This is a genomic window from Streptomyces sp. NPDC050211 (assembly GCF_040656035.1).
Lineage (GTDB): Bacteria > Actinomycetota > Actinomycetes > Streptomycetales > Streptomycetaceae > Streptomyces.
Window position 1 is genome coordinate 1 of the sequence record NZ_JBFALC010000103.1, and the last position, 22,212, is coordinate 22,212.

The window sequence follows — 22,212 nt, forward strand, 5'->3', positions numbered from 1 at the left end:
GGCGGCGCGCCAGCAGCGCGAGCAGCACCGTGGCGACCGCGGCCAGCTCCGCCGCGTCCGCCTGGCCGCGTTCCACGCGGAACAGGGCTTCTTTGCTGTTCATGCGACCCCTCCCCCCTCCTGCCGGACCTTGGGGAACACGGTCGGCGAGGCCGCTCGAGAACCGCTGTGGCCGCGCTCGAGACGCCGGCGCACGCCGCACCCCCAAGGCCCCCTCCGCCTGCGGGCCGGCTCACCCGCCGGCCCGCAGGCGCCCTGGCGGGCAGCGGAGAAACCACCAGGCCGGGCGGCCGGTGCGGGCAGAAGCGGAACCCGGCCCGCCATCTGGAACAGGGCGCTCCCCATCCCGCGCCACCGGAGTCGGCCGTACCGCTAGAAATTAAACCGGTTGGTATGTATCTTCTCGTTTCCAGGGCACACGGCCCGCCCGTTCACTTCACACCGACGCGGCTCAGGGGGAACAGACATGTCTGCGAGCACGTTCCGCATCGAACGCCACATACCCAGCGCGCCGCCCGGCAGGGGCGCCGCGGCGCCCGGCACCGGCGTCTTGCGCCACCCGTCCCTGACCACCACCGTCCCCAAGGAGTTCGTCCACCGCGCCGGCGTGGCCGAGGTCATGCTCACCGACTGGGACCGGACGGGCGACGACCGCTTCACCGTGTCCGCCCAGTGGCCGCGCGGGCACAGCTTCTTCACCATGGAGGACCGCTACAGCCCGCTCATCGCTGCTGAAACGATCCGTCAGGCCGGGATCCTGCTGGCGCACACCGAGTACGGCGTCCCCCTCGACCAGCAGTTCCTGGTGGGGGACATCCGCGTGAGCGCCCGCGGCGAGCACTTCGGCGTCGGCTGGACACCCGCCGCGCTCGAACTCGACGTCGTCGTCCTTGAGGCGAAGCGGCGCGGCGAGACCCTGACGGGGCTCAGTGTCACGGTGGAGATCCGCCGGGAGGGCCGGCTCGCGGCAACCGGCGGCGGATCGTTCACCTGTGTCACCCCGCCAGTCTACCGGCGGCTGCGCGCCCCCCACCTGCCCGGGGACGGCCGGCCCCGGGTGATGGCACTGACGGCCCCGGTGCCCCCGCAGACCGTCGGACGCATCTCGCCCACGGATGTCGTCCTGTCCCCCACCGGAAAACCCGGCCGCTGGCAGCTGCGCGTGGACACCGCACACCCGGCGCTCTTCGACCACCCGCTCGACCATGTGCCGGGCATGATGCTGCTCGAAGCCGCCCGCCAGGCCACGGTCGCGACGCTGGGGCCCTCCTGCATGCCCCTGGAGATCACCAGTGAGTTCAGGCGCTACACCGAGCTGAGCAGTCCCTGTGTGATCGAGACGTGCCGCATCCCCACCGCCGGCACGGCCCCCGGGCAGTCCGTGCTCGTGACGGGCCACCAGAACGGAGAGCTCGCCTTCCGCTGCCTGGCGACCGTGCCCGCTCCCCCCGGGTGACGGCCCGGGCCGCGCTGCGCCGCGGGCCGGGGCAGGCCTTTTCCGCCTGCCGCACGAGAGCCCGGTGACCGGAGCGCGCCCGCCTAGCTCTGGTGGCGCGCGGCGCGGGCCGGCTCAGCCCGCCGCCGCCACCGCTTCCTCGGCCAGCGCCTCCTGCGCCCGCAGCTCGTCACTGCGGGCACCGAGCTCCCTGGCCCGCTCGGTGGTGATGACGAGGTTCGCCAGGACGGCCGGGACCGCGATGCCGGGCAGCAGGTGCTCGAAGAGCGACACCACGCGCGCCTCGAGGTCCTCGCGCTGCGACAGGATCTGCGAATAGACCTGCACACCGGTCCACGCCGCCGAGAACATCCAGGCGGTCTCGGCCGGCACGATGTGCGGAAGCAGCTCACCCTGCTTCTTGGCCTCACCCAGCAGATAGCCGCTGGCGTCGATCCACTGGGTGATCGCCGAGGTCCCGAACTGGGCCCGCACATCCTGCTCCAGGCTCAGTCTCGCCACCGCGCTCACCAAAGGATCGCGCCGCATGCGGTAGGCCACCGTCAGTCCCGTGTCCACCAGCTCCTGCAGCTTGCAGGGGCTGTGCTGAACCGAGACCGCGGTGAACTGCTCGTTGAGCACGCCCTCCGCCAGGGCCGCCTTGGAGGCGAAGTGGAAATACAGCGCCCCTTTGGTCACGCCCGCTCTGGCCAGGATCTCGCCGATGGTGGCGCGCTCGTAGCCGTACTCGTCGAAGACCGAAGCCGCCGCCGTCAAGATCGCCAGTCTCGTGCGGATCGCACGCTCCTGCCGTGCCATGAGGCCTCCCTGGTTGGTGCGTGGGTTCGGCACAGGATCGGTGCCCACCCCCACAGAAAAACAAAACCAGTCAGTCCGTATTTTCACAAGTCACCGTGCGCCGCACTTCGCATATTTCGCCGTCCCTTCACACCTGCCCGGGACCTCAAGGAGCTCTCGCATGCTGAAGAACGTGCTGGTCACCGGCGCAAGCGGCTTCATCGGCCGCCATGTGGTCCGCGCCGCCCTTACTAAACCGGGCGCGCGGGTTCGGCTGGTACACCGCGGCCCGCAGGCGTTCACCGGCGAACGGATCGAGGCCGTCCGCGCGGACCTCACCGACCCCGCGTCGCTGACGGGCCTGTGCGAGGGGATCGACGCCGTCGTGCACTGCGCGTCCCGCGTGGGCGGAACCGAGCAGAGCCTGCACACGGTCAACGACCTGGGCACCCGGGCGCTGGTCGCCGAGGCGCTGCGCTGCCGGGTGCGCCGCGTGGTGTACGTCAGCACCGCCGCGGTCTACGGCCGCGGCCCGTTCCGCGGGGCCGGGCCCGACCTTCAGCCGGCCCCCGCGTCCGCGACCAGCCGCACCCGCGTGGCGGCCGAACGGCATGTGCTGGCCGCCGGCGGCACCGTGCTGCGCCCTCACCTCGTCTACGGCACGGGCGACCGGTGGGTTCTGCCCCAACTGGCCGGGCTCGTACGGCTGTTGGGCGCGGGCGTGGCGTGCGCGTCGGTGCACTCCGCCGTCGACGTCGGCGTCCTGGCGAAGGCCGCCGTCACGATCGCGGTCCAGGAGGGGGACCTGCCCGGCGCCTTCCACGTCAACCACCCGCGTCCGGTACCGGCTGCGGCGCTGATCGCCCTGGTGACGGCGCACCTGGACCTGCCCGAGGCGGACCTGCTGCCGCTCGAGCGGGCCAGAGAGCTGGCCGGCGGCATCCCCCTGGCCCTGCACCACCTCGAGATGCTCGGCGCGGACCACTGGTTTCGCAGCGACCGCATCTGGCGGGAGCTGGGCTGCGATCCGGGCCAGGCCCCCGCCGACGGCTTCGCCGCCCACCTTGCGTGGTACCGCCCCCTGCTGCGCGCGGCCGCTAGGGCCGGGGGGGCGTGACGGGCGGCTGCTGCCCCGCGGCGGCCGCCGGTCCGAGCACGACGGGCAGCTCACGGTGCCCGTTGGAGATGAACGACTCAAGCGGGCGCAGCTCCTGGTACGGCACGGCGAGGTCCAGGGCGGGGAACCGGGTGAACAGGCCGCTCAGCGCGACCGTCGCCTCCAGCCGGGCCAGCGCGGCACCGAGGCAGAAGTGCGGGCCGTGGCCGAAGGAGAGATGGCTGCGGCGGCTGTCCCGCGTCACGTCGAACAGGCCGGCCCGCTCTCCGTGCACCAAAGGGTCACGCCCCGCGGCGACGTAGGAGATCACCAACGGGTCACCCTTGGGGATCACCACCCCGCCCACCTGAACGTCCGCCACCGCATAGCGCAGGATCCCGTTCGCCCCCGGCGCCTGCACCCGCAGCGTCTCCTCGACGGCGTCCTCCCAGCCCGCCCGCCCGGACCGCACGAGCGCCAGCTGCCCGGGCGAGGCCAGCAGCAGGGCGATGGCGTGGTCGAGCAGGTTCACGGTGGTCTCGTACCCCGCCGTGTACAGCAGGATCAGGTTGTCGACCAGCTCCTTCTCACCCAGCCTGGCGCCGTCCTCGTCCCGTACCGCGATCAGCGCGCTGGTCAGGTCCTCACCGGGCGCGCCGCGCTTGAGGGCCAGCAGCTCATTCATCGTCACATACAGGTCGACGCCGTTGCGGCGGGCCTGCTCCAGCGAGACGGAGGTGTCGAAGAAACCCGCGATGATCCGGCGCAGCCGCCCGCGGTGCTCCTCGGGGATCCCGAACAGCTCGGCGAGCACCTGCGCGGGCAGCGGGTGGGCGTACTCCTGCCGCAGGTCCACCGGCTTCCCCTGCGGCAGCCGGGCCAGGTGGTCGAGCAGGTCCTGCGTGATCTGCTCGACGCGCGGGCGCAGCGCAGCGACCCTGCGGGGGGTGAACGCGGCGGCGACGAGCCTGCGCAGGCGTGTGTGGTCCTCCCCGTAGGCGGTGACCATGTTCTGCACCGACACCCAGATCGCCAGCGGCCAGGTCTGCGCGATCTCGCCGCCCATCCACGCCGGCCAGTGCCGGTAGGCGTCCTTGGAGATCCGCGGGTCGGTCAGCAGGTCCCTGATCTCCTGATGACCGGTCACCGCCCACGCCTCCACCCCGCCCGGCAGACTCACCCGGGCGACCGGGCCCCGCTCCCGCAGCCGGGCGGCCTCGCCATGGAGGTCTCGGCCCGACGGATCGAAGGTGTACGGGCACTGCTGCTGACGAGGCATTGACCCTCCGGTCACAAAGGCGGACCGGACGAACCGGACCACACAGCCAACAAAAACCGCACAAGCGGTATGTTCACTCGCGAGCACGCCCTCCCCGGCCCGGCAGACGCCGGGGCCGGCCTCCCCCAGCGGAAGGCCTGCCACCGCTTATGCCGGGACAGGAAGCGCTCGGGCTCCGCCCTCAGCATGCCAAAAGGGGCTTGAAAATAAAACCGGTGAGTCCGTATCTTATTGCTTCTGAGCCACCCACCACCCATCTGCCCGACTGCTGTGGAGAGAGGCGGAGAGCGCGCGTGACTCCTTCGACGACCCGTACGACAGCTCTGGTCACACCGCGACAAGAGCCCGGAGCATCCCCCGTGACAGGCCTGCGCGCCATGCCACGGCTGACGACCACGGTCCCCCGCCAGTACGTGCACCGGGCCAGCCATGCGGAAGTCTTCCTGACCGGCTGCGAAAAACTCGACGAGGGCCGGTTCGCCCTCACCGGCGAATGGCCGCGCAGGCATGCGTTCTTCACCCACACCGACCCCGCGCGCCACGACGCCCTGCAGGCAGCAGAAACCATTCGCCAGGCGGGGCTCTTCCTCGCCCACGCCGAGTACGACGTGCCCCTGGACCACCAGTTCCTGCTCTCACAGCTGCATCTGACCACCCTCCCCCCCAACATGGTGACCGGCCCGGGCCCCAGCGAGCTGTCCCTGACAGCCACCTGCACCGACGTGGTCCGCAGAGGCAAACGGCTCGCACAGTTCCACATGAACATCACCATCGACCGCGCCGGCCGGCCGTGCGCCGCCGGCGGCGGCCACTTCACCTGCATCTCCCAGGCCACCTACCGCCGGCTGCGCGCCACCACCACCACGGCCACCCCGCGCGCCCGCACCCAGCCCCAGCACACCCTGCCGCCCGCCACCGTCGGCAAGACAGCCCCCGCCGACGTCGTACTCTCCTCAACCGGCCACACCAGCGCATGGCTCCTCGACCCCGACCCGCGCCACCCCATCCTCTTCGAACACGCCGGCGACCACTACCCCGGCATGGTCCTGCTGGAAGCCGCCTGCCAGGCGGCCACCGCACTCAGCCACCCCCAGCCCTTCACCCCCACGGCCGTCAAAGCACACTTCCACCAGTACGCCGAATTCACCTCCCCGCTATCGATCGAAGCAACCCCCCTGCCCGCCCACCCCACCCACGGCCCCAGCACCCGGATCACCGGCACACAGCAAAACCACACCGTGTTCACCACAACCGTCACCGGCACACGCGACAACCCCACCTGACCACACCCCCCAGCCCCCGCCCCACACCACACCAGCCACCCGCACACAGCCACGACCAACCCACCACCACCCCACGACCACCGCGACGAGAACGACAAGCACGACGGGCATGAGCAGGCAACAAACAGGACACGACGAACAGGACACGCCGGAACACACCTGCGGACCACGCCGAGGACCCCCGCCCCGATCACCACGCCCCGGCCCGCGGAACACGGCCGCCGGCCCGCAGCACACCCCGAAACTCACGACCCGCCGGAGGACGTCTCGCACGCGATCGGCACCATCGAGGGCCTGCCCGACGAAGTCTGCGATCATGGAGTAGGGCGAGAACTCACGGATCGGCTCGTACGCCCACTCCGCAAGGAACGAGCGGGACTGCCGCAGCAGATCACGGTCCTCGTGCTGGATGCGCAGCGTGCGCGGGCGCAGTCGCGCGGCTTCGTGGTAGCGGCCCAGCCGGCGGCGCCACAGAGCCAGACGGCCGCCGTCATCGACCGCCACCAGCCACCGCCGGGCCAGCCGGGCCAGCACGGTCAGCGGCACCCCGTCGATGGCGTCGAACGTGCAGTCGGACTGCCGGCGGCGCCGCGCATCGAGCCCCGTGATGCCCACGATCCGCACCCAGCGGACCCGCAGGCCCGCGGCGCTGCCGCCGTGACGGCGCCGATGGGCACGCAGAACCCGCACCGAGCCCAGCAGATACCGGTGCCGACGCAGCACCCCCACGGCGGCCAGCAGCCCAACCGCGGCAACACCCCAGGCCCAGCCACCACCCAGGGCGAACCCGGCCGCGAACGCCAGGCCGAGGGCGAAAAACCACCAACAGGCCATCACACTCCACCCCCCGCCCCCGGTCTCTGCCCCTGCCACCGCGACAGAGCGGTCAGGGTGACACGGCCGGCCGGGGACCGGTCCCGGGCCGCCCCCCCCCGCTACCGCCCATGGCTCCACACCGACTTCCAGGAGCACCCGCATCCCCTCTACATCGATGCCTACGCCTCCAGGGAGACCACGGCAGGCCCGACCGCTCCGCAACAACGGAAAGCGACCGCACCACACACGTGGAGCCAGAGCCGCTTCTCACCGACACCATCACTGGCGCGTCCGTTGCAGGCCCAAGGGGGCGTGCCAGGGCTCACCGAACGCCCTCCCCGCCGGCCGCCCCGCACTCCCTGGCGGGTTCACTCCCCGGAAGCCCTGGATACAGGATTCCCTGAATCCAGAAATCTGTGTACCGTTATCCGTGTGCTGACCCTCGCCTCCGACATCGACGCGCTGGCCCGCTTCGGCCGCGCGCTCGCCGACCCGATCCGCTGCCGCATCCTGCTCGCCCTGCGTGAGGCGCCCGCCCATCCGGCCGATCTCGCCGAGCGCCTGGCAATCTCCCGCACCCGGCTGTCGAACCATCTCGCGTGCCTGCGCGACTGCGGCATCGTCGTCGCCGTCCCCGTCGGCCGGCGCGTCCGCTACGAGCTGGCCGACGCCCGCCTCGGACATGCCCTGGACGACCTGCGCGGCGCCGTCGTGGCCGTCGAGGCCGACCGGACCTGCCCGGACGCCGACGAGAAGGACTGCTGCTGATGGCGGTGCAGATATCCGTCGGCCCCGCCCCGCAGCGCCGCACCCAACTCGCCCGGCGTATACGGCTCCTGGTCGCCGCCACCATCACCTACAACATCGTCGAGGCGTTCGTCGCGATCATCGCGGGTACGATCGCTTCCTCCACCGCCCTGATCGGCTTCGGCCTGGATTCCGTCATCGAGGTCTGTTCGGCCGCGGCCGTCGCCTGGCAGTTCTCCGCCCGCGAGCACCACGTCCGCGAGGCGCGCGAGAAGACCACCCTGCGGATCATCGCCGTCTCCTTCTTCGCGCTCGCCGCCTACGTCACCGCCGACTCCGTCCGCGCCCTGACCGCCGCCCGTGAGGCCGCGCACTCCACCCCGGGCATCGTGCTCGCCGCGCTGTCCCTCGCGGTGATGCCGTTCCTGTCCGCAGCCCAGCGCACGGCCGGCCGTGAACTCGGCTCGGCCTCGGCCGTGGCGGACTCCAAACAGACCCTGCTGTGCACCTACCTCTCCGCGGTCCTGCTCGCCGGCCTGCTCGCCAACTCCCTCCTCGGCTGGTCCTGGGCCGACCCGGCCGCCGCCCTGATCATCGCCGCCATCGCGGTCAAGGAAGGACGCCAGGCATGGCGGGGCGAGGCCTGCTGCTCCGTTCCGGCCGGCCTCCCCGAGGCGGCGGGGCGGGAGACGGGCGATAGGGAAGGCTGCGGATGCGGCCCCAAGTGCTCGTGCCACCGGCCTTGCACGTAGCCCACGCACACCGCGCTACCGCAGCCCAACTCCCCCAGGCAGGCGATCAGTTCGCATCGCCGTGGCTGCAGATGAACTCGGCGACACTGCCGGCATCGCGCCCGCATCAAGCAGCCCAGCGAGCCCCGCTACGACGGAAACCGGCCGTCCGCCACGAAGGGTTCAACCAGTGGCAGCGGTGACAGCGCGCACCGCTCCCCCAACCGGCCGGGCCCGCGGACTACCGGCCGGCCGCAGGCGCACCCGGACGCTGCGATGCCCCGGGCACGGCCGGCGCGGTGGGCCGGTAACGTACGAGCATGATCGCGGGCACCGCGGCGAGGACGAAGAGCACCCCCGCCATCGCGACGTACAGGTACACGCCGCTCGCCGTGCTCACCAGAGCACCGTCCGCAGAAGTGACGGGAGTCCGGGTCGCTCTGAGTACCTCTCCCCCGGCGATGTTGAAGACGACCGAGCCCAGAGCGAGCACGACCGACACCAGACCGGCGATCGTGCCCTGGCGCTCGGGCGCTGCGAAGCTGGTCGCCAGGTTGTAGCCGGAGGCGCCGATCGCGCCGGCGGCCATGCCGACCACGGCGCCGCAGGCGATCGCCACCGGCAGCGCCGATACGCCCGCCAGCATCGCGAAGGTCCCCGCTGTCCCGACGGCGATGCCGCCGAGGAGGGGCAGCGCGGGACCGTAGCGCCCCGCGATCCATCCGGCACACGTGCCGCCGATCACGATGCCGGCATTGGGCGTGGCGAGCAGCACCGCGACCGACTCTCCGTCGCCGAGACCGTAACCGAGCCCCAGGCCGGGCGGCACCTGCGCGACGATGCCCGTCAGTTGCAGCAGGCTGCGGAAGGAGCCTGCCGCCAGCACCAGGGCCAGCAGCGTCAGCAGGACCGGGCGGGACAGGGCCCGGATGTCGATGACGGGCTCGTCGAGGCGCAGCGCCATAAACGCCCAGCCGGCCAACGCGGCAACACCGGCCGCCAGCAGCGTGATCATGCCCCCGGACAGCCATCCGAGGTCCCTGCCCAGACTGATGTAGGCGAGCACCGCGCCGAGTCCGCCGCCGAGCAGGAACGCCCCGCGCACATCGATGCGGCCCGTGCTGCGGACCGGCGACTCCGGGATGAAGGCCCGCACGCAGAGCGCGGCCGCCGCGGCGAGCAGCGCCGCCGTGATGAACACGCTGCGGTAGCCGAGCTCTTCAATGACCGGCTGCATCAGGTACGGCTCGATGACCCCGACGATCGACGAGCCCGACGTCACCAGCCCGACCAGCGCCATCGCCACCCGCGGGGTGCAGATCTGGCGTGCCAGGGCCACCGTGAGGAAGACCGCGGCGAAGGCGGCGCCCTGGAGAAAACGCCCCACCAGGAAGATCCAGACATTAGGGGCGGCCAGGCAGACCAGCGCTCCGGTGCAGGACAGCAGCAGCGCGTAGATGAGGATGCGGCGCCTGCCGAAGAGGTCGGAACTCTTCGCGAGCAGCGGCGACCAGATGGCCCCGGCCAGCATCGCGCTCGCGTTCAGCCACCCGACCTGGTCGGTGCCGAGGTGCTCCAGCAACTGGGGCATGACCATCATGGGCGAGCCGATGGCCACGTCGGCCAGGACGTTGGCGAGGGTGAGAACCACCGCCCAGAGGATGAGCCGCCTGCTCCAGCGGCGCTCCAGGGCGGCGGGGGCGGGCTTTTCCAGCGTGTCTTCCACTCTGCAATCTCTCCAGCGCATGGGGGGTGAGGTCCCGCACAACGTGCGGACGCCCGTTTGTGGGCGGTGTGCAGAAGGTCCTTGGGCGTTGTCCGCACGCCGCCCGGGAACCGGATACCGGTCGCATCGCGCCCGGTTCAGGGCGCACCGGTGCCCGATGCCCGCAGCGCCTTGTTGCGGGCGGCAATCGCAGCCCACGTCGCCGGCAGCATGCGGTCGCGACCGCCGTAGACACGGTCCTGGGCGAAGGTGACATAGGGGCGCTGCCGGGCCTCGTACCGGGCGAAGGCGGCGGCGTGGTCACGGCCGCACCGCTGGAGTTCCTCGGCAAGGAAGCGGGCGCCGGTGAGCGCGAGTGAGGTGCCCCGGCCGGACAGGAAAGCCGGACTGTACCCGGCGTCCCCGACCAGGACGACCCGGCCACGGTGCCAGGAAGGCAGGTGGATCTGGCTCGCGGCGGTGAAGAAGAAGCCCGGATCGGCAACCGCCACATCGAGCAACTCCGGGATCCGCCACGACCGGTAGCCCGCGAAAGCGTCGAGGAGGATCTTCTTCTGGGCGTGAAGGTCGTGGTGGTCGAACTCGATCCGTTCCGAGCGGAACTGGAAGACCGCAACCGCCTTCCCCTTGTACCGGAACAGGCCCGCCATGCGGCCGGGCACGTTGTAGATCGAGTTGTGTAACGGGTCGGCGCCCTCGGCCCGCGCCTCGCCGGGGTACTCGGCCAGCGCGAAGTAGACACCGAGATGCCGCAGGCAGGCCTCCTCCGGCCCGAACACCAGCCTGCGCACCACGGAATGCTGACCGTCGGCACCCAGCACCAGGTCATACCGCCCGGTGCGGCCCGACACGAAACGCACATCGACACCGCCGTCGACACCGCTGCCGCCGTCGGTCAGTGTCTCGATCGAGTCGCCGAAGCGGATCTCGGCGGTGTCCGGGAGGGCGTCGGCGAGGATCCGCACGAGGTCTTCACGCAGCAGCTCGATGTCGTCGCCGGAGTCGCTGATCTCGGCCATCGGGACCCGGGCCACCGGCTCGCCGTCGCTGTCGACGAACTGGGTGAGCTCGGACATCCGCACCCGATGCTGCTGGATCTTCGCCAGCAGTCCCATCCGGTCCACGGTCTCGATCGCATCCCCGCGGATGTCGATGGGTGTGCCCGTGAGCCGAAGGTGACGGCCGTACTCGACGACGGTGACGTCGTGGCCGCGGGTGCCGAGCTCACGTGCGCTGGCGAGCCCGGCGATACCGGCTCCCAAGACAAGGATGTTCACGTGGGTGCGCTCCAGGCTGTGCTGAGGTGGGTGGGCGATCGGACCGGCTTGCTGCTCGCCGGCCGGGCAGGCGAATGCGCGCAGCGGTGCAGTCGGCGGGCAGGCCGCTGACGTGCCAGCCCAACGACTAAAGAAACAAACTGTCGCTTTTAGCGAGCCTACGTCCCACCGGCTTGCACCGCAACGCCCCACCTGGCGACAATCGGCACCCCAGCCGGAACAGGAGGTGAGCGCGGCCATGGCCAACGGGACCGCCGACCGGCCGCCCGCCCGGCGCCCCGGCGGCCGCAACGCCCGCGTGCGAGCGCAGATCCTCGACGCGACCGTCGAACTCGTGGCACGCGACGGCATCGCGGGCTTCCGCTACGAGGAGGTCGCCGAGTTCGCCGGCGTGCACAAGACCAGCGTCTACCGCAACTGGCCCGACCGCGAGGAACTGGTGGTCCAAGCCCTCCTGCGCTACGCCGAGGACCTCGCCTCAATCGCCGACACCGGCGACATCCACCGCGACCTGGTGGACTTCCTGCTCGCCCTCGCCGGCGGCCTGCAAACACCTTTCGGCCAAACCCTCGAACAAGCCATCCAGCCCGCCCGCCACCACTCCACCGTCCAGGCGCTCACCCAGATCCTCGACCAGCGCGTGGCCGCCCTGCAGCAACGGGTGGACACCGCCGTCGACCGAGGCGAACTCCCCCCCATCGACAGCTCCTTCCTCGGCGAGATGATCTCCGGCCCGGTGCACCTCATCATCAACCGCGGCATACGCCCCTTCACCCGCACCGACGCCGAACGCATCGTCGCCGTCGTACTCGCCGGCATCCGCGCCACCACACCACACCCCTGAGCCAACGCCCCGACCCCACCGCTCACGCCGCAGGCCACAGCACCCGTCACCGCCGCGCTCAACGCAACACGTCGCAGTACCACACCAGAGCGGGCGCGCCGGGACACGATCCCCGGGCGGGTCCAGGAAGCACCGATTCCGCGATGGTGGGCCGGCCCCGGCCGCCCAGCCCGCCACCGCACCTGCACGAGCCCGACCGGGACACCGCACGCACCCATCCCACCGCCCCACCACGGAAGTCCACCAACGCGAACGCCCACTCGCTCACCGTGTTCCAGCCGCACCTGCCGGAAGTCCCCCCACCTCCAGACACGGCCACTCGGCGAGGCCACGCAGCAACCGGCGGTCGCGCGAGGCCACGACGACGACGGCACTCGTGTGACAGATCCCGTCGATGAGTCCGTCAACCAGCGCCGGCGACAGGTCGTTGGCTCCGGTTCATCGAGCAGGACCAGCCCGGACCGCCCGGCCACCGCCAACGCCAGCACCAGGCGCCGCCGCAGCCCCTGCGACATCCGCCCCACCCGTGCGCGCATCGCCTCCCAGCCCAGCAGACCCACAGCCCCGAGCAGGACAGCGCCGGATTCGCGAAGCACCCCGCAGGCCACCAACCGCCCCACATGCCGGGCCTGCACCTAACGGGCCGTGAGTCCCGGGTCCTGCTGGGCGCTCTCCTGGCCGACCCGGACGATCCGTGCGCCGTCCGCCGACCACACGTGCCCGCCGGTGGGCCCGAGCGAACCGGCCAGCACCGCCAGCAGCGTGGACTTCCCGGCACCGCCCGGTCCGGTGACGAGCAGCCGGTCACCGCCGTCGAGGGTGAGGCCGACCTGACCGGCCACCCGGCCTTCGACCGCGATACCGTACGCCCGCAGCTGCGGCGCACCCGGGCCGACACCCAGGTCCGGCCACCTGAGCGGCGACGGCGGCACCGGTACGTCGACCCGGTACGCCCGAAGCGCTACCTGCCGCCGGTACAGCCACCGCACGACACCCGGTACACCGGAGGCGCGCCGATACCTGCCGGCCCCCTCGACCAGCCGCCAACCGGTGAAAAGCCGGTCGCGGGCCTGCGACACCGCCTCCGTCAGCCGCCGGTGCCCGGCCAGCTGTTCCTCGTGGTCCTGCTCCCAGCGCGCACGCTCACGCCGCCGGGCGTCCTGCCAGGCGTCATAGCCGCCGGCGTACAGGCGCGGCCTCCCGTCGCGGGTCGGATCCAGGTCGAGGAACCGGTCCGTCACATCGCGCAGCAGCGCCCGGTCGTGGCTCACGACGGCGAGGCCGCCGTCGTGCTCGCGCAGCCTGCGGGTGAGGAAGTCCAGCCCGTCCGCGTCCAGGTGGTTGGTGGGCTCGTCGAGCAGCAGGACGTCGTGCCGCGCGCCGAGCAGGCACGCCAGCCGGACGCGGTAGCGCTGTCCGACCGACAGCGTCGACAGCAGGCGGTCGCGTTCGCTGCAGGCACCGAGGGCTTCCAGGGCGACACCGACGCGGCGTTCGGCATCCCACGCGTCGAGCCGGGTGGCGGCGTCCAACGCGGCGGCGTAACAGTCGCCGGCAGCGGGATCGCCGTCCGACATGGCCAAGGTCGCCTCGTCCAGCGCGGCGAGAGCCGCGAGCGACGCGGCCAGCGCCTGCGACGTCACAGTCCCCACGGTCACACCGCCTTGCGCGGACAGCTCCTGGCGGGCCACAGCGGCCGTGCCGGAGCGGCGCACGCTGCCCTCGTCGGGCGTGATTAGTCCGGCGAGGACATGCAGCAAAGTCGTCTTGCCACGGCCGTTCTCGCCGACGACGGCGACCCGTGACCGGGCGGAGACGGTGACCGAGACATCGTTCAGGACACGCCGCAACCCGCGGGCAACGGTGACGCCCTCGGCACGGATGTGCGCACTACCGCCCGCCTCAACGGGCAAGGACATGGATTCGGAGGTCGGATTGAGGTTCAACGGATGCTCCGCAGCTCGCACTCGAGCCGGGCAGCAACAAGTGGCCGCCCAGCGGGAACCGGGACCGCGAGCGCTGATTCAACAGGGAGAAGGCGCCGCCGTCAGCGGGCGGAGCGAACCTTCTGCGACCAGATACCTCGTGCCATGACGATCACGACAACAGCGCCAACGCCTTCGTTCCTCCGAGCTTTTCCGGCGTGCGGGACCCGGTGACGTCGGCGGTGGGCGAACATGCCGCACTTGCGCTCAGCGAGGCGATTTCGCGTGAACCATGCTCCATGAGTCATCCATGGAGGACAGACCCTAGGTCTTCCTCATCAGGCGATGAACCAAGCGGCGAACCCCCCGTCGTGCGCCGGGCGAGCACCAGTACGCGCTCGCCGCGCTGCGGGCCGGGGCGAGCGGTTTCCTGCTGAAGGACATCCGCCCGGAGGAGCTGCTCGCTGGCATCCGGGCCGCCGGGGACGCGGTGATCGCGCCGGCGCTGACTCGGCGGCTGCTCGACGCGTTCGCCGACCGGCTCGGCGATGACCTCTGCGGGCCTGTGCGGGAGGATCCCCGGCTGGACTCCCTGACCGGCCGCGAGCGCGAGATCCTCGTCGCCATCGGCCACGGCCTCACCAACGGCGAGATCGCGCAACGGTTCACGCTGTCGGAGTCGACGGTGAAGACCCACGTCGGGCGGGTCCTCGCCAAGATCGGCGCACGGGACCGGATCCAGGCCGTCATCCTCGCCTACGACCTGAGACTCACCCGGCCGATTCAGCGCTTCATCTCGCGCGTCCGCCGGGGGCGCGACCGTAGTTCCGAGCCGCACCGCTCCGGGCCGATCCGCTCCGCGTGCATGTGTCCCAGCCCCGCGTACACCTTCACGGGCTGCGGTACCGGGTCGTCGCAGGTTTGGGTGTTGCCGGGAATGGGTTTGCCGTTGCTGCACTGTTGCAGCAGCTGGCCTTCGGTTCGGCGACCTCGGCGCCGAAGCGTTTGGCGACATCGGCGACGGCAGCGGCCCGGTCGCACAGCGGGCCGGATTCGTCGTGGCGCAAGGTAGTTCGATCGGAGCCTGCACCACCAGTGTTGCCAGCGGTTTGGTGGCGACGGTGCCGTCGGTGAGGCGCAGCCGGACTCCGGACTTGTCGGTCTCGCGGCCGCGGCCATCGCTCAACTTCGACGGTATTTCCGGCGCCATCCCTTTGGGTCGCTTGACACCGGGCTTGGGTCCGGTTATGCGGTGGTGACCTGCCCGTCGACGACTTGCACTGGCACGTTGATCAGGGGTTTTGTTGCCGGCCCGCCGGTGACTTGGCCGTTGCCGTCGAAAGTGGAGCCGTGGCATGGGCAGCGGAAGCCGGAGCCTGTGGGCGTGATGGGGCAGCCCTGGTGTGTGCAGGTGGCGAGGAATGCCATGAAGGTGTCGGTCGAGGGGCGTAACAGGTATGCGGCGGAACCGTTCGGTGTGGTGAATCTTGTCGACGAACCGACGGCGACGGCAGAGACCGCAGCGATCACTGTCGGGGAGTTCGTTCCTGGGTCTGTTGGCTGGCTTGGTTTCGGGTTGGTGGTGGTGCGACGGGTAAGGGCGATGACGCCGCCGCCGAGGGCAGCGGTCGTCGCGGTGATCAGGCCGCCCCAGAGCAAAATGCGTCGCTTGACGTCGTCTGGGGTGGAGTTCGGCTGGCGACGACGACGTATCGCGGCGCGCAGGCGGGCCGTCGTGGAGAACAGGCCTGCGTCGCCAGCAACCAGCAGCGGGGTCCAGGCGGCTGCGAAGACGATGTCGGCGCCGAAGTAGTACGGGCGGGTCGTCCAGCTCACGGTGAGGAAGAAGCTCAGCGCGAGGAGAAACCCGCCGAGTGCGGCGATGTCGGTGAACAGCCCGAGCAGAGTACCCAGCCCGACAGCGACCTCGCCGAAGGCGATAACCAGGCCGGTGACGGTCGGGTGTTCGGCCGCGAATGACACCAGCGGGCCGATCGGGGAGGTTGTCGCGGCGTGCAGCATCTGAGCGTGGACGCCGAGGGGTGAGGTGTGGTCCAGGTAGTGGGTGTCGAGGATTTTGGAGAGGCCTGCATAGAGGAATGTGCCGCCGAGGAAGACGCGTAGCGGCAGGAGTGCCCAGATCGGCGTCCGTAGTGGCGCATCGGCCCGTGGCGTTGTTTCGCCGGGGGAGGGCGTGGGGGACAAGAGAAGTCGCCTTTCATGTCGCAGGTGTGGCGACGAGAATCCCGGTGCACATTTCGTCGCTGGGGCCGTCACCCCACACGACGTATCGCAGCGGGAGTCTTTTCAGCTGCGGCAGGAGTTTGCGCAGCCCGGCGTCGTGGGTGCAGGTGACCCGGAGGTTGTCTCCGGCCTGAGGACGAAGGGAGTGCCCAACTGCTCGTATTGCTGGTCGTCGAAGTTGAACGACGGCACGTCGAGAATGGTGTGGGCATCGGTGGGGCCGGGATTGACCTCGACCTTCATGGAGCGTCCGAGCAGGTGACCGACCGCTCCGCTGCCGGGTCAGCCGGGTCACCGCCCGTCCGACCGCCACGACGCCGCACGGGTGTGAGTTCAGTGCGGACGTGTGTGAGCTCAGAGCTGTTTTTCGGCTTGTTGACCTCAGTGAGCTCACACACGTTCGACGCCTCGTCAGGACTTGCGGGGGGAGACCGCCATGATGCCAATGCACATCTCGTCGCTGGTGCCGTCGCCCCACACCACGTAGCGCGGCGGCAGCTTGCTCAGCTGCGGCAGGCGTTTGCGCAGCCCCGCGTCGTGCGTGCACGTCACCCGCAGGGTGTCTCCCGGGCCGATCTCCACCGGCGACCGCAGCTTCATCAGCCGCTGGTTGTCGAAGTCGAACTGCGGCACGTCCAGCACGACCTTGGCCTTCGGCGTGCCTGGGTTGAGTTCGACCTTTATGGCCCGCCCGAGCATGTGCATGTGGCCGAAACCGGCGAACAGCGTCATCGGCGCCTCCACCTTGTGGTCGCAGGTCTGGGTGTCACCGGGCTTCGGCGCGCCGCCCTGGTTGCACTCCTCCACCTGACGGTCCGCCATCTCGCCGACATCCGGCCCGAACCGCTTCGTCACGTCCGCGATCGAGGCCGCCCGGTCACAGAGCGGACCCGACTCGTCGGCGGCGCAGGGCAGGTCGGTCGGCGCGTCGAGCGACCACGTCTCGAGTTCCCGGGTCTGCGGCGTGCCGTCCGTCAGCCGCAGCCGCACCGCCGAGCGGTCCGACCCGGCCGGCTTGCCGTCGGTCGCGAGCAGGTTGTAGTGGATCTGGAGGACGAGCAGGCTGCCCGGCTCCAGCTTGTAGCCGGCGTCCTGGTCGAGCAGCGTCTCCGTGGCGCCCGGCGCCCAAGTGTCCACCCACGCCGCGTCCCCCTCTTCGACCTCGGCGCCGGCCACGCCGGTCCCGCCGAAACACTGCCAGCCGAGGCCGGGGGTCTTCGCGTCCTGCTCGCGCACCGCGGCAGCGCCGCCCGGCGGCACCGCGTACACGATGGCGTGGTGTGCGATGGCGACGTTCTCCGGCGTGAACTGGGTCCCGGTCAGGAACGCCGCCTTGGTCAGGCCCGGATCGATCACCTGGCACCGGTACTCGTCCGTGCCGCCCTCCGGCGGCGCGGGCGTGTATGCCTCGGCCATCTTCAGGTCGACGAACCGCTCGCCGGCGCGCAGCGGCTGCGGTGGAGCCGACGACCCGCTCGCATGCGCGCCGTGCGATCCGGTCGCGGCGGGCGCCGCACTGTTGTCGGCGTCCGACCCGCAGGCGACGACAGCGAACGCCGTCGCCAGCACCATGGTGGCCGCCCCGAACCTCAACCGCCCGGGCGGCGCTTTCCCTGACGGCGCTGCGTCGACTGCCATCACTAGCCTCCTACATACGGGTTGCATCGCTTATCTGGATGCCTGCTTCCTACCGAGCGAACCTGAGACGACTGTTAGAACCCGTCCTTAAACCGTCGCGGTGCAGAGGCCGGACGGATGCTCGACGGCCGACGCTGTCGCATATGGCTCTCGTCGCCCCGTGGATCCATGTTGTGTATCGGTGCGAGAATCCCTGAATGCGCTCGACCGATGACACGATGCCGGTCACTCTCTGGCCAGCGGACAGCGAACTGCGTCCCGTTATCGAACAGTTGGGGCAGTTCTACCGTCATGACATGTCGGAGTGAGCTGCCCCGAGTTTCGTAGCGGCCGATCTTGTGTGTTTCAGGCGGCTTTCGGAGTGACCAAAGAACGGTAGTAGGCCGCCTCGAACTCCTCGGGTGGGAGGTAGTCGAGTGCGGAGTGCAGGCGCTCGGTGTTGTACCAGCCGACCCACCGCACGACGGCGCGTTCGACCTGGTCAGTGTCCTGCCAGGGGCCTTGGTGTTCAATCAGTTCGGCCTTGAAGGTGCCGTTGAGTGCCTCGGCCATCGCGTTGTCGTACGAGTCCGCGACGGAGCCCACCGACGCGGCCGCGCCGACGTCCATCAGCCGTTCGCTGTAGCGGATCGAAACGTATTGGCTGCCGCGATCACTGTGGTGAATCAGGCCCGATCCCTTCTTGATGCCCTGGCGCCACAGCGCCATCTCCAGGGCGTCCAGCGGGAGATCGGTGCGCATGTGGGTCGCGAGCTGCCATCCCACGATCGTGCGTGAGTACACGTCCAGGACGAACGCGACATAGACCCAGCCGGACCAGGTCCGGACATAGGTCAGGTCGGCTACCCAGAGCTGGTTCGGCCGGGTCGCGGTGAAGAGCCGGTTGACCAGGTCTGGCGGGCGCGGGGCGGTCGGCTCGGGCACCGTGGTCCGACGTCGCCGGCCGCGGATGACGCCCTCCAGGCCGTCCTCGCGCATGAGGCGTTCGATGGTGCAGCTGGCCGCGGTGACTCCTTCGCGCCGCAGCTGGCGGTGGATCCTGCGGGCGCCATAGGTCTCGCCGGACGTGGCGTGAGCTGCACGGATCTTGGCCAACAGTTGCTCGTCGCGCAGACGCCGGGCGGACTTCGGCCGCCTGCGGCGGGCGTTGTATGCCGAGACCGACAGGCCCAGTTCCCGACAGGCCGGCGGCTCGGCCCCGAAGTCGTCGCGGAGATGGTTGATCACCGCGTCGGCTTCGTGCGGGGCTGGTCGAGCTCCTTCGCGAAAAACACCGAGGCGGCTTTCAGGATCTCGTTCGCCCGCCCTTGTCAACTCCGCGTTTTCCTTCCGGAGCTGGGCGAGTTCACTCTTTTCGGCCGTGCTGAGCAGGTCAGGCCAGTCGCCCTGGTCGGCCTCGGCCTGGCGGACCCATTGCCGCAGGGCTTCCTTGTGGGTGCCCAGATCCCGGGCGACGTGCGCGACCGGACGGCCCGAGGTCTGAACCTCGCGGACAGCTCGCTCACGCAGCTCGTCGGGGTACTTCCGTGGTGCAGGCATCGGACCTGTGTTCTCCCATCTGCCGAGGCGGGCATGCCTGGCTTCAGGGCCGCTACAAAATCCGGGTCAGCTCAGTGCCCCGACATGAAGTTGACGCTGGAGCGGCGCGACCCGGACGTCGTCACCGCGGTGACCCGGTCGGCGGACCTGCTGCGTGAGGGGCGTGGGCTCCTGCTCGACCTCGTCGACCGCGCGGAGGCCCGCGACGCCGCGGCCGCGTGGACCGGACGGGTCAACACCGTCACCGCCCGCACGGACCGGGTGGACGTCGACGCGTTGCTCGTCCGGCCCGACGGCTGTGTCGCCTGGGCCTTGCCTACCGGGCAGGACCTCGACGCCACCACGCTGGTGCGTGCGCTGGGCACATGGTTCGGCCAACCGGCCTGAGCACCGTATTAACAGTCGTCTCAGGTTCGCTCGCTAGGAAGCAGGCATCCAGATAAGCGATGCAACCCGTATGTAGGAGGCTAGTGATGGCAGTCAACGCAGCGCCGTCCGGGGAAGCGCCGGCCGGTCGGTTGGCAGGCCGGTGGGTGCCATGGTTGGTGATTGGCTTGTGGCTGGTGCTGGCGGCGGGCATGGTGCCGCTGAGCGGAAAGTTGAGCTCGGTCACCACCGACAGCGCCGTAGACACCCTGCCGGCCAGTGCCGAGTCCACCAAGGTGGCGGTGCTGGACGACAGTCTCCCCGGCGGTGACAACAACACGTTCGTCTTCGTGTACCACCGCGCCGGCGGCATGACCGACGCCGACCGCGCGACGGTCGAGCGCCACTACAACACCCTTGCCAAGCGGTACCCGCCGAAGGCGACGGCGGCGGCCGGCGAGGACGACGAGGGCTCACCGACGAGCCCCTCCACCGACCGCAAGGCGATGATGTTCACCCTCGAGGTGAGCACGGCCTACGGCGCACCGGAGGACATCGTCGGCCCGTTGCGTGACGCCGCGAAGGACCGCCCCTCCGGCCTGGAACTCGACGTGACCGGCCCGGGCGCGATCGACGGCGACATGGATGCCGTCTTCGACGGCATCGACGTGCAGGTCCTCCTCACCACCATCATCGTCGTCACGCTCCTGCTCATCCTCACCTACCGCAGCCCGGTGTTGTGGATCATCCCGCTGGTGGCCGTTGGCGCGGCCGCACTGACCTCGATGGGGACCGTCTACCTGCTCGTCAAGGGCTTCGGCATCGTGGTCAACGACCAGAACTCGGCGCTGCTGACGATCCTGGTATTCGGCGTCGGCACGGACTACGCGCTGTTGCTCATCGCTCGATATCGGGAGGCACTGCACCACCATGAGAACGTCCGGGTCGCGATGGTCCACGCGCTCCGCGGCGCGGCGCCGGCCATCGTCGCGTCCGCGGCCACCGTGGTCGCCGGCCTGCTCTGCCTGCTCGTCGCGGACCTGAACAGCACCAGCGGGTTGGGTCCGATCGGTGCGGCCGGCATCCTGTGCGCGCTGGTGGCCATGCTGACGCTGTTCCCGGCGGTGCTGGTGGTGCTCGGCAGGCGGATCTTCTGGCCGGCCATCCCGCGGTTCAGCACGGCCGTGGAGGAGAAGCCGGGGCTGTGGGGACGGCTCGGCACCGCCATCAGCCGCCGCCGGTGGGTGGCGACGCTCGGCTCGCTCGGAGTCCTCGGCGTGCTCGCCCTCGGGCTGGCGGGCAACACCGGCGCCCTGCGGGAGCAGGACCAGTTCCTGTCCGCGCCGGAGTCGGTCACCGGCTTCACCGTTCTCCGCCAGCACTTCCCGGAGCTCGGCGGCCAGCCGATGACGATCTTCACGCGGCCGGCGCACCAGGAGCGGGTGCTCGACATCGTCAAAGACACTCGCGGTGTGGCCCTGGCCATCCCGGAGCAGACCAGCGGTGGCTGGGCCAACATCTCCGTGTTCCCGAAGGACGGGCCGGACACCGTCGCAGAGTACGACACGATCAAGCGGGTGCGCACCGCCGTGCACGCGGTGAGCGGGGCGGAGGCGATCGTCGGCGGGCCGAGCGCGGAGAACCTCGACACCGAGGTGACCACCAAGCGCGACGAGAAGCTGGTGATCCCGCTGGTGCTCGCCGTCGTCTTGATCGTCCTCGGGCTGCTGCTGCGCGCGATCCTGGCCCCGCTGGTCCTGATGGCCACCGTGATCGTCTCATTCGCCGCAGCCTTCGGCGGCAGCGTGTTCGTCTTCGACACGATCCTCGGGTTCAAGGGGATCGACTATTCGGTGCCGCTGCTGGCATTCCTGTTCCTGGTGGCGCTCGGCGTCGACTACAACATCTTCCTGGCCAGCCGGGCCCGGGAGGAGACCGTGCGTCTCGGCACCAGAGAGGGCATGCTCAAAGCCCTCTCCGCCACCGGTGGCGTCATCACCTCGGCAGGCCTGGTTCTGGCGGCCACGTTCGCGGTCCTCGCCACACTTCCGCTGGTGATGCTGATCGAGGTCGGGTTCCTGGTCGCCTTCGGCGTGCTGCTCGACGCCCTGCTGGTGCGGTCGGTCCTGGTGCCCGCCCTCACCTTGCTGATCGGCCGGCGGATGTGGTGGCCGAGCCGGCTGTCCCGTCCAGCGGCGGAGCTGCCGGACGGTCAACAGTCGCTCGCCGACGACGAGGAGCCCGCGCTGCAACGGTGAGCGCGGCGGCACGGGCGAGATCCGGGCCGGAGCCCCAGGCCCGTCCCGGATTTTTTCATGGGCCCGACGGTCGCCGCCCTTTGGTCCCGTGCCACGCGCCGGGGCCGGGGTCGGCGCATCGCGGTGTCCTGCCCCGACGGTGAGCCGCGCGGGGCCATGCCCGAGGGCCGCCGTCCCTTCTCCTGCGCCGCTCCGCCGGGGCGGGTCAGC

18 protein-coding genes and 1 pseudogene are annotated in these 22,212 nt (G+C 70.5%); 9 read left to right on the plus strand and 10 right to left on the minus strand.

Features of this window, described 5'->3' with window-relative positions; all coding sequences use genetic code 11:
- Positions 1–103: acyl-CoA carboxylase epsilon subunit (locus tag AB0I98_RS46600; RefSeq protein WP_362952179.1), on the minus strand; the 103-nt coding region annotated here is incomplete at its 3' end.
- A gap of 363 nt (positions 104–466) precedes the next feature.
- Here AB0I98_RS46600 and AB0I98_RS46605 point away from each other — a divergent pair.
- Positions 467–1,456 (plus strand): ScbA/BarX family gamma-butyrolactone biosynthesis protein, encoded by a 990-nt coding sequence (locus AB0I98_RS46605; protein ID WP_362952162.1) that lies wholly within the window; start codon positions 467–469, stop codon positions 1,454–1,456.
- Positions 1,457–1,570: 114 nt separating this feature from the next.
- Here the strand turns inward: AB0I98_RS46605 and AB0I98_RS46610 are convergent, their stop codons facing one another.
- Positions 1,571–2,254 (minus strand): ScbR family autoregulator-binding transcription factor, encoded by a 684-nt coding sequence (locus tag AB0I98_RS46610; RefSeq protein WP_362952163.1) that lies wholly within the window; start codon positions 2,252–2,254, stop codon positions 1,571–1,573.
- Positions 2,255–2,414: 160 nt separating this feature from the next.
- Between AB0I98_RS46610 and AB0I98_RS46615 the strand changes: the two genes are divergently transcribed.
- Positions 2,415–3,350, plus strand: coding sequence for an NAD-dependent epimerase/dehydratase family protein (locus tag AB0I98_RS46615; protein WP_362952164.1), 936 nt, complete (start codon positions 2,415–2,417; stop codon positions 3,348–3,350).
- On the opposite strand, the gene AB0I98_RS46620 is transcribed toward AB0I98_RS46615, so the two are convergent.
- On the minus strand, positions 3,331–4,608 hold the full coding sequence (locus AB0I98_RS46620) for a cytochrome P450 (protein WP_362952165.1): 1,278 nt from the start codon (positions 4,606–4,608) through the stop codon (positions 3,331–3,333). The genes AB0I98_RS46615 and AB0I98_RS46620 overlap by 20 nt on opposite strands.
- A gap of 359 nt (positions 4,609–4,967) precedes the next feature.
- Between AB0I98_RS46620 and AB0I98_RS46625 the strand changes: the two genes are divergently transcribed.
- The 3 genes from AB0I98_RS46625 to AB0I98_RS46635 all read left to right on the plus strand — a co-directional run bounded on the left by AB0I98_RS46625 (position 4,968) and on the right by AB0I98_RS46635 (position 8,206).
- Positions 4,968–5,891: a ScbA/BarX family gamma-butyrolactone biosynthesis protein gene (locus AB0I98_RS46625; protein WP_362952166.1), complete on the plus strand. Its 924-nt coding sequence runs from the start codon at positions 4,968–4,970 to the stop codon at positions 5,889–5,891.
- Between the two features lie 1,248 nt (positions 5,892–7,139).
- A complete protein-coding gene (locus AB0I98_RS46630) occupies positions 7,140–7,475 on the plus strand; it encodes a metalloregulator ArsR/SmtB family transcription factor (RefSeq protein ID WP_362952167.1) in 336 nt (111 codons plus the stop codon).
- Positions 7,475–8,206, plus strand: coding sequence for a cation transporter (locus tag AB0I98_RS46635; protein WP_362952168.1), 732 nt, complete (start codon positions 7,475–7,477; stop codon positions 8,204–8,206). The genes AB0I98_RS46630 and AB0I98_RS46635 overlap by 1 nt, the downstream gene beginning before the upstream one ends.
- Positions 8,207–8,426: 220 nt before the next feature.
- Here AB0I98_RS46635 and AB0I98_RS46640 read toward each other — a convergent pair whose 3' ends face one another.
- Positions 8,427–9,911, minus strand: coding sequence for an MFS transporter (locus AB0I98_RS46640; RefSeq protein WP_362952169.1), 1,485 nt, complete (start codon positions 9,909–9,911; stop codon positions 8,427–8,429).
- Between the two features lie 137 nt (positions 9,912–10,048).
- Positions 10,049–11,188: an FAD-dependent monooxygenase gene (locus tag AB0I98_RS46645; RefSeq protein WP_362952170.1), complete on the minus strand. Its 1,140-nt coding sequence runs from the start codon at positions 11,186–11,188 to the stop codon at positions 10,049–10,051.
- 238 nt (positions 11,189–11,426) lie between these two features.
- Here AB0I98_RS46645 and AB0I98_RS46650 point away from each other — a divergent pair, with 238 nt between their 5' ends.
- A complete protein-coding gene (locus AB0I98_RS46650) occupies positions 11,427–12,032 on the plus strand; it encodes a TetR/AcrR family transcriptional regulator (RefSeq protein ID WP_362952171.1) in 606 nt (201 codons plus the stop codon).
- Between the two features lie 635 nt (positions 12,033–12,667).
- Here AB0I98_RS46650 and AB0I98_RS46655 read toward each other — a convergent pair.
- A complete protein-coding gene (locus tag AB0I98_RS46655; protein WP_362952172.1) occupies positions 12,668–13,951 on the minus strand; it encodes an ATP-binding cassette domain-containing protein in 1,284 nt (427 codons plus the stop codon).
- A 394-nt stretch (positions 13,952–14,345) separates the two neighbouring features.
- Here AB0I98_RS46655 and AB0I98_RS46660 point away from each other — a divergent pair.
- A pseudogene (locus AB0I98_RS46660) lies at positions 14,346–14,738 on the plus strand (response regulator transcription factor); the annotation flags it as partial.
- 464 nt (positions 14,739–15,202) lie between these two features.
- Here AB0I98_RS46660 and AB0I98_RS46665 read toward each other — a convergent pair.
- The 4 genes from AB0I98_RS46665 to AB0I98_RS46680 form a co-directional block, all read right to left on the minus strand.
- Positions 15,203–16,162: a Rieske 2Fe-2S domain-containing protein gene (locus AB0I98_RS46665; protein WP_362952173.1), complete on the minus strand. Its 960-nt coding sequence runs from the start codon at positions 16,160–16,162 to the stop codon at positions 15,203–15,205.
- Positions 16,163–16,264: 102 nt separating this feature from the next.
- A complete protein-coding gene (locus AB0I98_RS46670; RefSeq protein ID WP_362952174.1) occupies positions 16,265–16,444 on the minus strand; it encodes a hypothetical protein in 180 nt (59 codons plus the stop codon).
- Between the two features lie 168 nt (positions 16,445–16,612).
- Complete coding sequence (locus tag AB0I98_RS46675; RefSeq protein WP_362952175.1) at positions 16,613–17,839, minus strand: hypothetical protein; 1,227 nt, start codon at positions 17,837–17,839, stop codon at positions 16,613–16,615.
- Positions 17,840–18,184: 345 nt separating this feature from the next.
- Positions 18,185–19,378 carry an IS3 family transposase gene (locus AB0I98_RS46680; protein ID WP_362952176.1) on the minus strand — a complete coding sequence of 398 codons (1,194 nt, stop codon included), beginning with the start codon at positions 19,376–19,378 and terminating at the stop codon, positions 18,185–18,187.
- A gap of 84 nt (positions 19,379–19,462) precedes the next feature.
- On the opposite strand from AB0I98_RS46680, the gene AB0I98_RS46685 reads away from it, so the two are divergent.
- Both AB0I98_RS46685 and AB0I98_RS46690 read left to right on the plus strand, forming a co-directional pair.
- A complete protein-coding gene (locus AB0I98_RS46685) occupies positions 19,463–19,765 on the plus strand; it encodes a hypothetical protein (RefSeq protein WP_362952177.1) in 303 nt (100 codons plus the stop codon).
- An 86-nt stretch (positions 19,766–19,851) separates the two neighbouring features.
- Positions 19,852–22,002, plus strand: coding sequence for an MMPL family transporter (locus AB0I98_RS46690; RefSeq protein ID WP_362952178.1), 2,151 nt, complete (start codon positions 19,852–19,854; stop codon positions 22,000–22,002).
- Positions 22,003–22,212 lie beyond the last annotated feature (210 nt).

What these genes read in the sequence shown, in the direction of transcription:
- AB0I98_RS46605 (WP_362952162.1), top strand. Translation starts at nt 467, where the DNA reads ATGTCTGCGAGCACGTTCCGCATCGAACGCCACATACCCAGCGCGCCG.
- AB0I98_RS46610 (WP_362952163.1), bottom strand. Translation starts at nt 2,254, where the DNA reads ATGGCACGGCAGGAGCGTGCGATCCGCACGAGACTGGCGATCTTGACG.
- AB0I98_RS46615 (WP_362952164.1), top strand. Translation starts at nt 2,415, where the DNA reads ATGCTGAAGAACGTGCTGGTCACCGGCGCAAGCGGCTTCATCGGCCGC.
- AB0I98_RS46620 (WP_362952165.1), bottom strand. Translation starts at nt 4,608, where the DNA reads ATGCCTCGTCAGCAGCAGTGCCCGTACACCTTCGATCCGTCGGGCCGA.
- AB0I98_RS46635 (WP_362952168.1), top strand. Translation starts at nt 7,475, where the DNA reads ATGGCGGTGCAGATATCCGTCGGCCCCGCCCCGCAGCGCCGCACCCAA.
- AB0I98_RS46650 (WP_362952171.1), top strand. Translation starts at nt 11,427, where the DNA reads ATGGCCAACGGGACCGCCGACCGGCCGCCCGCCCGGCGCCCCGGCGGC.
- AB0I98_RS46655 (WP_362952172.1), bottom strand. Translation starts at nt 13,951, where the DNA reads ATGTCCTTGCCCGTTGAGGCGGGCGGTAGTGCGCACATCCGTGCCGAG.
- AB0I98_RS46670 (WP_362952174.1), bottom strand. Translation starts at nt 16,444, where the DNA reads ATGAAGGTCGAGGTCAATCCCGGCCCCACCGATGCCCACACCATTCTC.
- AB0I98_RS46675 (WP_362952175.1), bottom strand. Translation starts at nt 17,839, where the DNA reads ATGGCAGTCGACGCAGCGCCGTCAGGGAAAGCGCCGCCCGGGCGGTTG.
- AB0I98_RS46680 (WP_362952176.1), bottom strand. Translation starts at nt 19,378, where the DNA reads ATGCCTGCACCACGGAAGTACCCCGACGAGCTGCGTGAGCGAGCTGTC.
- AB0I98_RS46685 (WP_362952177.1), top strand. Translation starts at nt 19,463, where the DNA reads ATGAAGTTGACGCTGGAGCGGCGCGACCCGGACGTCGTCACCGCGGTG.
- AB0I98_RS46690 (WP_362952178.1), top strand. Translation starts at nt 19,852, where the DNA reads ATGGCAGTCAACGCAGCGCCGTCCGGGGAAGCGCCGGCCGGTCGGTTG.